The organism is Pseudomonas sp. DD1, assembly GCF_044510355.1.
Lineage (GTDB): Bacteria > Pseudomonadota > Gammaproteobacteria > Pseudomonadales > Pseudomonadaceae > Aquipseudomonas > Aquipseudomonas shahriarae.
This window is the reverse complement of sequence record NZ_MSAJ01000022.1, coordinates 1-11,664: the sequence shown is the minus strand read 5'-3', so window position 1 is coordinate 11,664 and position 11,664 is coordinate 1. Positions and strand designations below refer to the sequence as shown.

Genomic DNA, 11,664 nt, shown 5'->3' with positions numbered 1-11,664 from the left:
ACTGCTCATAAAGTGAACACTCAGCCCCCAACACGCCACCTTTTAGCGCGTCGCAAACAGATAAGTAGCCCCCAAACGATTTCCCTCCCGACCACCCGTCACCTGTGCGTGTGGTGACACACTTTTCCTATGCCCTGAAAGCGCCTTCCCACAAGTGCTACCGATCTGCTCACAGACCCTGAGCGTAGGCTTTTTCCGAGTCATATCCTCACGCCGCGCGCGGGCTTATATAGACACCTCAACAGGTCGTTTTCAGGAGTTATTGAATACCTATTCAACTTTAGGCATGGCATTTGCTCTATCAATTCAAAGCCTCTCTCCTGACGGATGACGAGCGCAATAACAAGAGCCTCGCCTGAGGCCATTACCTGCTTTGTGTGAGGAGATACCGCGATGACGTCGTTCAACTCCGGGGCCCAACCCCAGAACCGTGCGCCTCAATCCATCGGCTTTTTGCTGCTGGACAATTTCACGCTGATTTCCCTGGCGTCCGCAGTGGAACCACTGCGCATGGCCAACCAATTGTCCGGCCGCGAGCTGTATCGCTGGACTACCTTGAGCGTCGACGGCAACCAGGTATGGGCCAGCGATGGCCTGCAAATCACCCCCGATTGCTCCATGCACAAAGCCCCGGCCCTGGACACCGTGATTGTCTGCGGCGGCGTGGGTATCCAGCGCACCGTGACTCGCGAACACGTGTCGTGGCTGCAAAGCCAGGCGCGCCAGTCCCGCCGCCTCGGCGCGGTGTGCACCGGCAGTTGGGCCCTGGCCTGCGCCGGCTTGCTCGACGGGTTTGATTGCAGCGTGCACTGGGAATGCCTGGCGTCGATGCAGGAAGCCTTCCCACGGGTGTCGATGAGTACGCGCCTGTTCACCCTCGACCGCAATCGCTTCACCAGTTCCGGTGGTACCGCGCCGCTGGACATGATGTTGCACCTGATCAGCCGCGACCATGGCCGTGAACTGTCGGCGGCGATTTCCGAGATGTTCGTGTACGAACGTATCCGCAATGAGCAGGACCACCAGCGAGTGCCGCTCAAGCACATGCTCGGCACCAATCAGCCGAAGCTGCAGGAAATCGTCGCGCTGATGGAAGCCAACCTGGAAGAGCCGATCGACCTCGATGAATTGGCCGTCTATGTCGCCGTCTCGCGGCGTCAGCTGGAGCGGCTGTTCCAGAAATACCTGCACTGCTCGCCGTCGCGCTACTACCTCAAGCTGCGCCTGATCCGCGCCCGGCAGTTGCTCAAGCAAACGCCGATGTCGATCATCGAAGTGGCCTCGGTGTGCGGGTTTGTGTCCACGCCGCACTTCTCCAAGTGCTACCGCGAATACTTCGGCATTCCGCCACGGGATGAGCGCGTAGGTTCCAACACCACCCAGCAAGTGGCGATGATGCCGATTCCGCAGGCGCTGGTGTTGTCACCGCTGGCCGGGCCGATGTCGGCGTTGAGCCAGGCGCGCAATGAGTCGACGTTTGCCAGTGTAAGGCTGTAGGCCGAGGCGTCTGCATCGCCGGCAAGCCAGCGCCCACATTTTGATCTGTGAATACCTTCAAATGTGGGAGCTGGCTTGCCGGCGATAGCGGTGTATCAGGCCCCGGAATTCTGTTTGAACTGCATCAGGGCCGGCAACAACTGCTTATCAATCGCCTGGCGCACCGCCGGCAGAATCGTCGCGCTGCTGGTGTACATCTGCTCGACCATACCCTTGAGTGCCTTGGCCCGCGCCTCACTCAAACCGCGTACCGCGCATTCACAGGCCTGCTCGGCGGTGGCGCCGCTGGACACCTCGAAACCCAGGGAGCGCAGTTGGCTCAGCAGGTCATCCTGATCAATCAAATCCGCGTGCATCATGATGTTCATCCTGGTTAGGGGAGCCTTTGATTCTGGTGGGCCGCCAGCGGGTCGGCAAGGGCTGAATGACGCGATGGCTGGAACGACTATGAGCAGGTCGTTTTCGGGCCAGTTGCCGAGGGTGGTTGCGGGCACACTGGTTTTCAAGCAAGCAGAATGAAGGTTTGGTCACCCTCGGCCCGCACGCTCGCACAAAGCACTCTGCCCCGATCCTGTCACGGCTTGATCGGGGCTTTTTTTATTTGCCGGGCAGGCCGATGACGCGACCGAGCAGGGCCGGCCGGGGCAGGTCTGATTGCTCGGTGCTGATGGCCGTCAACCGCTGTGCAACCCCCTCACTGAAGGGGGCCGAGCGTGGCCCCGCCAGGTCGACATGCAACAGCATCTGCTCATTGCCCGCCAGCTCCCGCTCTTCGCCCACCAGGTGCAGGCTGTGATACAGATGCAGGCGCTTGTTGTCATGGGCGATCAACTGGGTATGCACCTCGACCTCGGCGCCGAGTTTCACTTCGTGCAGGTAATTGAGGTGCAGTTCCAGGGTGAACAGCGAGTGGCCGCTGGCTTCGCGGTGGTCGCTGTCCAGGCCCAGGGTGTCCATCAATGCATCGGTGGCGTAGCTGAAGATCAGCAGGTAAAACGCATCGCGCAGGTGGCCGTTGTAATCGACCCAGTCAGGGAGGATGTTGGTGGTGTAGGTCGTCAGTGCGGGCATGTCGTCAATTCCAGATCTGTACTCGGTCAACTGCAGGAACTGGCTTGCCTGCTCCCACAGATAGCAACCGCCGTTATTCGGCGAAGCTCATGCCGTGTTTTTGCTTGGTGGTCTTCACCGCCTCCAGCACCGCCAGCAGGCAATCATCACGATAGCGTTCCAGCGCCGAAATGCTATGGCTGCCCAACTGCTCACGGGTGCCATCAACCACATCATCAATCAGTTTGTCGGTCAGTTCCGGCGCCGGCAGGTACGTCCACGGCAACTGCAGCGCCGGCCCGAACTGCGCCATGAAATGCCGCATCCCGGCATCGCCGCCGGCCAGGGTGTAGGTCAGGAATGTGCCCATGAACGACCAGCGCAAGCCGGCGCCAAAGCGGATCGCATCGTCGATCTCGCCGGTGGTCGCCACCCCATCGTTGACCAGGTGCAACGCCTCACGCCATAGCGCTTCCAGCAAGCGGTCGGCGATAAACCCCGGGACTTCCTTGCGCACATGCAGCGGGCGCATACCGAGAGATTGGTAGACCTTGATCGCGGCCTGGATTGCTTCGGGCGCGGTGTGTTTGCCGCCGACCACTTCTACCAGCGGCAGCAGGTACACCGGGTTGAACGGGTGGCCGACCACGCAGCGTTCCGGGTGCGTGGCGCCTTCATAAAACTCACTGGGCAATAGCCCCGAAGTGCTGGAGCCGATCAAGGCATCGGGTTTGGCCGCCGCGCTGATTTTGCTGTGCAGTTCGAGTTTGAGTTCCAGGCGTTCGGGGGCGCTTTCCTGGATGAAATCGGCGTCTTGCACGCATTCTTCGATGGTCGCGACAAAACGCAGACGCTCCTGGGAGGCGCCCGGCGCCAGGCCCTGTTGTTCCAGGGCGCCCCAGGCATTGGCGACGCGCTTGCGCAGGGCGGCTTCGGCGCCGGGCGCCGGGTCCCAGGCCACCACATCCAGGCCGTGGGCGAGGGCGCGGGACACCCAGCCGCTGCCGATCACACCGCTGCCCAGGGCGGCGAAGGTTTTGATTTCGGTGATAAAGCTCATTTTGGTAATTTCCAGTGCTAAAGAGGTTCATTGTGGGAGCCGGTTGCGGCAGGGGGATTAGCTGCGTTTGGTCAGGCCCATCCTGGTTCGGCCTTCAGCCGGGGTCAGCACTCGCGCGCCCAGGCGGCTGAGGATCTCCCCGGCCCGCTCCACCAGTTGCCCATTGGTCGCCAGTACGCCCTTGTCCAGCCACAAATTGTCTTCCAGACCGACCCGCACATTGCCGCCCAGCAGCACCGCCTGCGCCGCCATCGGCATTTGCATGCGGCCGATGCCAAAGCCGGCCCACACCGCGTCGGCAGGCAGGTTGTCGACCATGGCTTTCATGGTGGTGGTGTCGGCCGGCGCGCCCCACGGGATGCCCAGGCACAGTTGGAACAGCGGGTCATCGAGCAAGCCTTCCTTGATCATCTGCTTGGCGAACCACAGGTGGCCGGTATCGAAAATCTCCAGTTCGGCCTTCACTCCCAGTTCCTGGATGCGCTTGGCACCCGCACGCAGCTGGGCCGGGGTGGACACATAAATGGTGTCGCCATCGCCGAAGTTCAGGGTGCCGCAGTCCAGGGTGCAGATTTCCGGCAGCAGCGCTTCGACGTGGGCCAGGCGGGTCAACGGGCCGACCAGGTCGGTGTTGGGGCCGAATTCCATGGGGTGCTCGCCGCCGCCGATTTCCAGGTCGCCGCCCATGCCGGCGGTGAGGTTGACGATGATGTCGATGTCCGCCTCGCGGATGCGCTCCATCAGTTCGCGGTACAGCGCTACGTCGCGGCTGAATTTGCCGGTGTGCGGGTCGCGCACATGGCAATGCACCACGGTGGCGCCGGCTTTGGCCGCTTCTACTGCTGCTGCAGCGATTTGCTTGGGGGTGACCGGCACGTGGGGGCTTCTGGCGGTCGTGTCGCCAGCACCGGTGAGTGCGCAGGTGATGATGACGTCGTGGTTCATGGGGCAGGTTCCTTACAGGCGGGCGTAGTGATGCCGTTCGCAGCCGGTATCAGCTGCGAAGCGGTGATTTGAAAGAGGTTATTTGCTGCTCAGTTGCAGGTTTTGCGCAGCCGGCTTGCCATCGAAGGTGGTCACACCTTCCAGCCAGCGCTGCTGGTCCTGGGGGTGGTCCTTGAGCCACTGCCTGGCGGACTCGAACGCATCCTTGTGCTCCAGCAGCGGCTGCATCATCCGGCTCTCGTCGGCGGCGGTGAAGGTCAGGTTGGTCAGCAGCTTGTGCACATTCGGGCATTGTTCGGCGTAGGTCGGGGTGGTGACGGTCCAGACCGTGGCCATACCTTCGTTGGGCCCCAAAGCGTCCTCGCTGCCGGACAGATAGGTCATCTGCACATTGACGTTCATCGGGTGCGGCGCCCAGCCGAAAAACACCACCGCTTCCTTGCGACGCACGGCGCGGTCCACGGCGGCGAGCATGCCGGCCTCGCTGGACTCCACCAGTTGGAATTTGCCCAGGCCGAACTGGTTCTTGGCGATCATCGCCTTGATCTGGGTATTGGCCCCCGAGCCGGGCTCGATGCCGTAGATCTTGCCGCCCAGCTCTTTCTGGAACTTGGCAATGTCGGCGAAGGTTTTCAGGCCCTTGTCTGCCAGATAGGTCGGCACCGCGAGAGTCGCGCGGGCGTCCTTGAGGCTGGGCGCGTCGAGGACTTTGACCTGCCCGGCGTCGACGAAAGGTGTGATGGTCTGGGTCATCAGCGGGTTCCAGTAACCGAGGAACAGGTCCAGGCGCTGGTCGCGAATGCCGGAGAAGATGATTTGCTGGGACGCGCTGGTTTGCTTGGTGCTGTAGCCGAGGCCGTCGAGCAGCACCTGGGTCATGGCGCTGGTGGCGATCACGTCGGTCCAGTTCACCACGCCCATGCGCACGTTTTTACAGGAGGCGGCATCGGCGGCCCACACGCTGGTGCTCAACACGGCGCCGAGTGCGAGCACGCAGCGGCTGATCAGTCGGTTCATGATGGATCCCTCGGCAGGTCGTTATTGTGGGTTCCGGCGTCTTTGTGCGCCGTGCAGCCAAGTTACCCAGCTTGCCGCCCGGTAAAACGCACGGCGGCGACCCACTTTTGCACTGCAGCGACCTTGTGCCCTTGAATGGGCGATGGAACTGGCGTATCACAGACCACGCTACCCGTCTCACGAGTGCGCACCATGTCCCAGGATTTCTACTTCCTGCTGATGCCGGGGTTCTCCGCCATCGGCTTTATTTCCGCCATCGAACCGCTGCGCGTGGCCAACCGCTTTCGCGGTGAACTGTATCGCTGGCACGTATTGAGCGCGGACGGCGGCGCGGTGTTGGCGAGCAATGGCATGTCGGTCAATGCCGACGCCGGGCTGGAGCCCCTGAAAAAAGGCGCGACCCTACTGGTGGTGGCCGGCTTCGAACCGCTGGAATTCGCCACTCCGGCCCTGGAGCACTGGCTGCGCCGTCTCGACCACGACGGCGTGACCCTGGGCGCCATCGACACCGGCAGCTTCGTCCTGGCCCAGGCCGGCCTGCTCGACGGCTACCGCCTGACCCTGCACTGGGAGGCCATCGACGCCTTCAAAGAGTCCTATCCGGCGCTGACGGTGACTCAGGAACTGTTCGAGATCGACCGCCGGCGTATCACCTGTGCCGGCGGCACCGCGTCCATCGACCTGATGCTCGACCTGATCAGCCAGGCCCACGGCCCGGAGCTGGCGATCCAGGTTTCCGAGCAATTCGTGCTGGGCCGCATCCGCCCGCGCAAAGACCACCAGCGCATGCAGATCGCCACGCGCTACGGCATCAACAACCAGAAGCTGGTGCAGGTGATTGGCGAGATGGAGCTACATACCGAGCCGCCCCTGAGCACCCTGATGCTGGCGCAGATGATCAAGGTTACGCGGCGACAGCTGGAGCGCCTGTTCCGCCTGCACCTGAACGACACCCCGAGCAACTTCTACCTTGGCCTGCGCCTGGAAAAAGCCCGGCAGTTATTGCGCCAGAGCGGCATGAGCGTGCTGGAAGTGAGCATTGCCTGCGGGTTTGAGTCGCCGTCGTATTTCACCCGCAGCTACCGGGCGCGGTTTGCCAAGTGCCCTCGGGAGGATCGGCGGCGGGAGGTGGTGTAAGTCTACTGGGCATATGCCGACCCCATGAGGGAGCAGGCAAGCCAGCTCCCTCATGGGATGTGTGGTGGGGCTTATTTTTTTACCAAGGCCGAGCACGCGGTTTTAAACGCCTCATGCTGATACTTGTTCAGCGTCGCCGGCAATGCAAAGTCATGCTTCTTGTTCTGCGCATTGATGGTCTGCGGCGACAGCAGCGTCACTTCAACGCCGTCCAGCAACTGCAATACCCCTTCAATCTTGAACGTGGTCGGGCCGCCGGCGAATTCGCCTTTCTTGCTGCGTTTCTTGATCGCGATACGGGTGATGCCGTTGTCGCGCACAAACGCGGCCACCTGGTGGGCAAAGGCTTTGACGTTGGCGGCCTCGTCATCGTCCTCGAGGGCGATTTTCTTGGTGGCCAGGGCGACGTGGGTCAGGTCCTGGGCGGCAACGGCGATAATGGCTTCGCTGCCTTTGATTTCGATGCCGCAGAGAGTCATGGATAGCCTTGTTTCAGAGAAAAGGATGGGCGCGATTGTCGCTTATTCCTGGGCAATCGACTCCAAAAACTCCGACCGCTCATCACTCATCCGCGCCAGGCAGTCATTCTGCGCAATGGCATAGGCCTGGGTGCCGGTCACCGCCGGGAAGGTATCCACCGCGCAATCAGCATCCCGTAACTTTTCCCACTTCTGCTGGGCATCCTTCAGACGAGCGGTGATGTCTGCCAACTGTGCCTTGTTGCTGGCGTAGGTAGTGCCCATGCGTTCCAGCAAGCTCTGGTAGTTATCCTTGAGCAGCTGTTCGGCGGTGGTTTTGTTGTAGGAGGCGCATTCCAGGGTCTGTTTGTCGTTTTCGATGCCATCACACGGCGTGCTGTCAGTGTCTTCAGCCGCGTGGACGCCGGTGGCGAGGAGTACCAAAGCCAGGAAAATCGGTTTCATTGCGCCTTCTCATGTCAGGGGATGGGTCGAATTCTGGCTCAAGCGTAGGCCAAAGAACAGATGCAGGACAGACACGTCCGTGCACCCTTTGTCGTGGATTGACGCTTTCGGCAATTCCCCTGTCGTTTTTGCACCCGGCTCCGTCAGCCCCTGGGCATATGCTGGCCCCAAAGCGCCGGCAGACGATTCGGCGCATGAATCGCCAATAAGGGGACGCCTGATGAGCCCAGCCGAACTGCACGCCGACAGCATCGTTATCGACGGGCTGATCATTGCCAAGTGGAACCGCGACCTGTTCGAGGACATGCGCAAGGGTGGCCTGACCGCCGCCAACTGCACGGTGTCGGTGTGGGAAGGCTTCCAGGCCACGATCAATAACATCGTGGCCAGCCAGACCCTGATCCGCGAGAACAGCGACCTGGTGATCCCGGTGAAGACCACCGCCGATATCCGCCGCGCCAAGGAGCAGGGCAAGACCGGCATCATCTTCGGCTTCCAGAATGCCCATGCTTTTGAAGACCAGCTCGGCTATGTCGAGATCTTCAAGCAGCTCGGCGTCGGCGTGGTGCAGATGTGCTACAACACCCAGAACCTGGTGGGTACCGGCTGCTACGAGCGCGACGGCGGCCTCTCGGGCTTCGGGCGTGAAATCGTCGGCGAGATGAACCGTGTCGGCATCATGTGCGACCTGTCCCACGTCGGCTCCAAGACATCCGAAGAGGTCATCCTCGAATCGAAAAAACCGGTGTGCTACTCCCACTGCCTGCCGTCCGGGCTCAAAGAGCACCCGCGCAACAAATCCGATGCAGAACTCAAATTCATTGCCGACCACGGTGGTTTTGTCGGCGTGACCATGTTTGCGCCGTTCCTGGCCAAGGGCATTGACTCGACCATCGACGACTACGCCGAAGCCATCGAGTACACCATGAATATCGTTGGCGAAGACGCCATCGGCATCGGTACCGACTTTACCCAGGGCCATGGCCAGGATTTCTTCGAAATGCTGACCCATGACAAGGGCTACGCCCGCCGCCTGACCAGCTTCGGCAAAATCATCAACCCGCTGGGCATTCGTACCGTGGGCGAGTTCCCCAACCTGACCGAGACCCTGCTCAAGCGCGGCCATAGCGAACGCGTGGTGCGCAAGATCATGGGTGAAAACTGGGTCAACGTGTTGAAAGACGTCTGGGGCGAATAAGCCATCGTTTTTTCTCCCCCGGCCATTCGCGCCGGGGCATTACCAAGAATTTTCTGGAGTTAAGTTTCCATGGCCAAGATCGCCCCGCAATTGCCTATCGAAGTCGACAGCGAAACCGGTGTCTGGACCTCCGACGCCCTGCCGATGCTGTACGTGCCGCGCCATTTCTTCGTCAACAACCATATGGGCATCGAGGAAGTGCTGGGCGCTGAAGCCTACGCCGAAATCCTTTACAAGGCCGGCTACAAATCGGCCTGGCACTGGTGTGAAAAAGAAGCCGAATGCCACGGCCTGGAAGGCGTCGCGGTGTTCGAACACTACATGAAGCGCCTGTCGCAGCGCGGCTGGGGCCTGTTCAAGATCCAGGACATCGACCTCGACAAAGGCACCGCCAGCGTCAAGCTCGAACACTCGGCCTTTGTGTATGTGTACGGCAAGGTCGGGCGCAAAGTGGACTACATGTTCACCGGCTGGTTTGCCGGCGCCATGGACCAGATTCTGCAAGCGCGCGGCAGCCAGATCCGCACTGTCGCCGAACAAGTCTACGGAGGCTCCGAAGAGGGCCACGATGACGGCTTGTTCACCGTCAAGCCGTTGTAAGCCGAGGACCGTGCCATGGCTTTCGAAGCAATGTTTGCGCCGATCCAGATCGGCAAACTGACCATCCGCAACCGCGTGCTCAGTACCGCCCACGCCGAGGTGTATGCCACCGACGGCGGGATGACCACCGAGCGTTATGTGAAGTATTACGAAGAGAAAGCCAAGGGCGGTATTGGCCTGGCGATCTGTGGCGGCTCCTCGGTGGTGGCGATCGACAGCCCGCAGGAGTGGTGGAGTTCGGTGAACCTGTCCACCGACCGCATCATCCCGCACTTCCAGAACCTGGCTGACGCGATGCACAAGCATGGCGCCAAGATCATGATCCAGATTACCCACATGGGCCGTCGCTCGCGTTGGGACGGCTTTAACTGGCCAACCCTGATGTCGCCCTCCGGTGTGCGTGAGCCGGTACACCGTGCCACCTGCAAGACCATCGAACCGGAAGAAATCTGGCGGGTGATCGGCAACTACGCCAGCGCCGCAGCTCGGGCCAAGGCCGGTGGCCTGGATGGCGTGGAACTGTCGGCGGTGCACCAGCACATGATCGACCAGTTCTGGAGCCCGCGAGTCAACAAGCGTACCGATGAATGGGGCGGCAGCTTCGAGGGGCGGATGAAATTCGGCCTGGAAGTGCTCAAGGCCGTGCGTGCAGAAGTCGGCCCGGATTTTTGCGTCGGCATCCGTCTGTGCGGTGACGAGTTCCACCCGGACGGCCTGTCCCACGAGGACATGAAGCAGATCGCCAAGTATTACGACGACACCGGCATGCTCGACTTTATCGGCGTGGTCGGCTCGGGGTGCGACACGCACAACACCCTGGCCAACGTGATCCCCAATATGAGTTTCCCACCGGAGCCGTTCCTGCACCTGGCCGCCGGGATCAAGGAAGTGGTCAAGGTCCCGGTGCTGCACGCGCAGAACATCAAGGACCCGAACCAGGCCACGCGCATCCTCGAAGGCGGCTATGTGGACATGGTCGGCATGACCCGTGCGCACATGGCCGACCCGCACCTGATCGCCAAGATCAAGATGGGCCAGATCGACCAGATCAAGCAGTGTGTCGGCGCCAACTATTGCATCGACCGCCAGTACCAGGGCCTGGACGTGCTGTGCATCCAGAATGCCGCGACCTCCCGTGAATACATGGGCGTGCCGCACATCATCGAGAAATCCACCGGGCCCAAGCGCAAAGTGGTGGTGGTCGGTGCCGGCCCGGCCGGGATGGAAGCGGCGCGGGTCGCTGCCGAGCGTGGCCACGACGTGACCCTGTTGGAGAAAAAAGACTTTATCGGCGGGCAGATCACCACGGCGTCCAAGGCGCCGCAGCGCGACCAGATCGCCGGTATCACCCGCTGGTTCCAGCTGGAACTGGCGCGGCTGAACGTCGACCTGCGCCTGGGCGTGGCTGCCGATGCCGCGACCATCCTCGACCTGCGTCCCGATGTGGTGGTGCTGGCCGTGGGCGGGCACCCGTTCCTCGAGCAGAACGAACACTGGGGCGCGGCAGAAGGCCTGGTGGTCAGCAGTTGGGACGTGCTCGACGGCAAGGTGGCGCCGGGCAAGAACGTGCTGGTGTACGACACCATCTGCGAATTCACCGGCATGTCGGTGGCGGACTTTTTGGCCGACAAGGGCTGCCAGGTCGAGATCGTCACTGACGATATCAAGCCTGGTGTGGCCATCGGCGGTACGTCATTCCCGACCTACTACCGCAGCATGTACCCCAAGGAAGTGATCATGACCGGCGACATGATGCTGGAGAAGGTCTACCGCGAGGGCGACAAACTCATCGCCGTGCTGGAGAACGAATACACCGGCGCCAAGGAAGAGCGGGTGGTGGACCAGGTGGTGGTGGAGAACGGCGTGCGTCCGGACGAAGAAATCTACTACGCCCTCAAGCAAGGGGCGCGCAACAAGGGGCAGATGGACGTTGAGGCGCTGTTCGCGATCAAGCCGCAACCGTGCCTGAGCGAGCCGGGGGAGGGCTACTTGCTGTTCCGCATCGGCGACTGTGTGGCCCAGCGCAATACCCACGCTGCGATCTACGACGCCCTGCGCCTGTGCAAGGATTTCTGACCCAACACCGAACCAATGTGGACTCGGTCAAAAATGTGGGAGCTTCACCATGTTGAACACCTTGCTTCCTGTTCTTTTGTTCGCAGCGATGGGCCTCGCCGTCCTCGGCGCCCTGCGCCGGGTGAATATGTGGCGCCGTGGCCGTGCCGCCAAGGTCGACT

At 61.5% G+C, this 11,664-nt stretch carries 13 protein-coding genes; 6 read left to right on the top strand and 7 right to left on the bottom strand.

The window, feature by feature from the left end:
- Positions 1-393: 393 nt before the first annotated feature.
- Entirely contained in the window at positions 394-1,497 is a 1,104-nt protein-coding gene (locus PSFL_RS13320; RefSeq protein WP_029300670.1) for a GlxA family transcriptional regulator, read from the top strand.
- Between the two features lie 95 nt (positions 1,498-1,592).
- On the opposite strand, the gene PSFL_RS13315 is transcribed toward PSFL_RS13320, so the two are convergent.
- The 5 genes from PSFL_RS13315 to PSFL_RS13295 all read right to left on the bottom strand — a co-directional run bounded on the left by PSFL_RS13315 (position 1,593) and on the right by PSFL_RS13295 (position 5,569).
- Complete coding sequence (locus PSFL_RS13315) at positions 1,593-1,856, bottom strand: hypothetical protein (RefSeq protein WP_057440253.1); 264 nt, start codon at positions 1,854-1,856, stop codon at positions 1,593-1,595.
- A gap of 238 nt (positions 1,857-2,094) precedes the next feature.
- Entirely contained in the window at positions 2,095-2,568 is a 474-nt protein-coding gene (locus tag PSFL_RS13310; RefSeq protein ID WP_057440254.1) for a thioesterase family protein, read from the bottom strand.
- A 73-nt stretch (positions 2,569-2,641) separates the two neighbouring features.
- Complete coding sequence (locus tag PSFL_RS13305; RefSeq protein WP_057440255.1) at positions 2,642-3,607, bottom strand: L-carnitine dehydrogenase; 966 nt, start codon at positions 3,605-3,607, stop codon at positions 2,642-2,644.
- Positions 3,608-3,664: 57 nt separating this feature from the next.
- Positions 3,665-4,552 carry a 3-keto-5-aminohexanoate cleavage protein gene (locus PSFL_RS13300; RefSeq protein ID WP_057444316.1) on the bottom strand — a complete coding sequence of 296 codons (888 nt, stop codon included), beginning with the start codon at positions 4,550-4,552 and terminating at the stop codon, positions 3,665-3,667.
- 78 nt (positions 4,553-4,630) lie between these two features.
- A complete protein-coding gene (locus PSFL_RS13295) occupies positions 4,631-5,569 on the bottom strand; it encodes a choline ABC transporter substrate-binding protein (RefSeq protein WP_170045181.1) in 939 nt (312 codons plus the stop codon).
- A gap of 192 nt (positions 5,570-5,761) precedes the next feature.
- Between PSFL_RS13295 and PSFL_RS13290 the strand changes: the two genes are divergently transcribed.
- On the top strand, positions 5,762-6,706 hold the full coding sequence (locus PSFL_RS13290) for a GlxA family transcriptional regulator (RefSeq protein WP_057440258.1): 945 nt from the start codon (positions 5,762-5,764) through the stop codon (positions 6,704-6,706).
- A 71-nt stretch (positions 6,707-6,777) separates the two neighbouring features.
- Here PSFL_RS13290 and PSFL_RS13285 read toward each other — a convergent pair whose 3' ends face one another.
- Complete coding sequence (locus PSFL_RS13285) at positions 6,778-7,185, bottom strand: DUF3010 family protein (RefSeq protein WP_057440259.1); 408 nt, start codon at positions 7,183-7,185, stop codon at positions 6,778-6,780.
- A 42-nt stretch (positions 7,186-7,227) separates the two neighbouring features.
- A complete protein-coding gene (locus PSFL_RS13280; protein ID WP_057440260.1) occupies positions 7,228-7,629 on the bottom strand; it encodes a lysozyme inhibitor LprI family protein in 402 nt (133 codons plus the stop codon).
- Between the two features lie 220 nt (positions 7,630-7,849).
- On the opposite strand from PSFL_RS13280, the gene PSFL_RS13275 reads away from it, so the two are divergent.
- The 4 genes from PSFL_RS13275 to PSFL_RS13260 all read left to right on the top strand — a co-directional run.
- Positions 7,850-8,827, top strand: coding sequence for a dipeptidase (locus tag PSFL_RS13275; protein ID WP_032858660.1), 978 nt, complete (start codon positions 7,850-7,852; stop codon positions 8,825-8,827).
- A gap of 69 nt (positions 8,828-8,896) precedes the next feature.
- The gene (locus PSFL_RS13270) at positions 8,897-9,427 is read left to right on the top strand and encodes a DUF5943 domain-containing protein (RefSeq protein ID WP_027606002.1); all 531 of its coding nucleotides are present in this window, start codon (positions 8,897-8,899) and stop codon (positions 9,425-9,427) included.
- Between the two features lie 15 nt (positions 9,428-9,442).
- Positions 9,443-11,503, top strand: a complete 2,061-nt coding sequence (gene dgcA / locus PSFL_RS13265; protein ID WP_057960840.1) for a dimethylglycine demethylation protein DgcA — start codon at positions 9,443-9,445, stop codon at positions 11,501-11,503.
- 49 nt (positions 11,504-11,552) lie between these two features.
- On the top strand, positions 11,553-11,664 hold a 112-nt coding region (locus PSFL_RS13260; RefSeq protein WP_198817255.1), incomplete at its 3' end, for a DUF3483 domain-containing protein.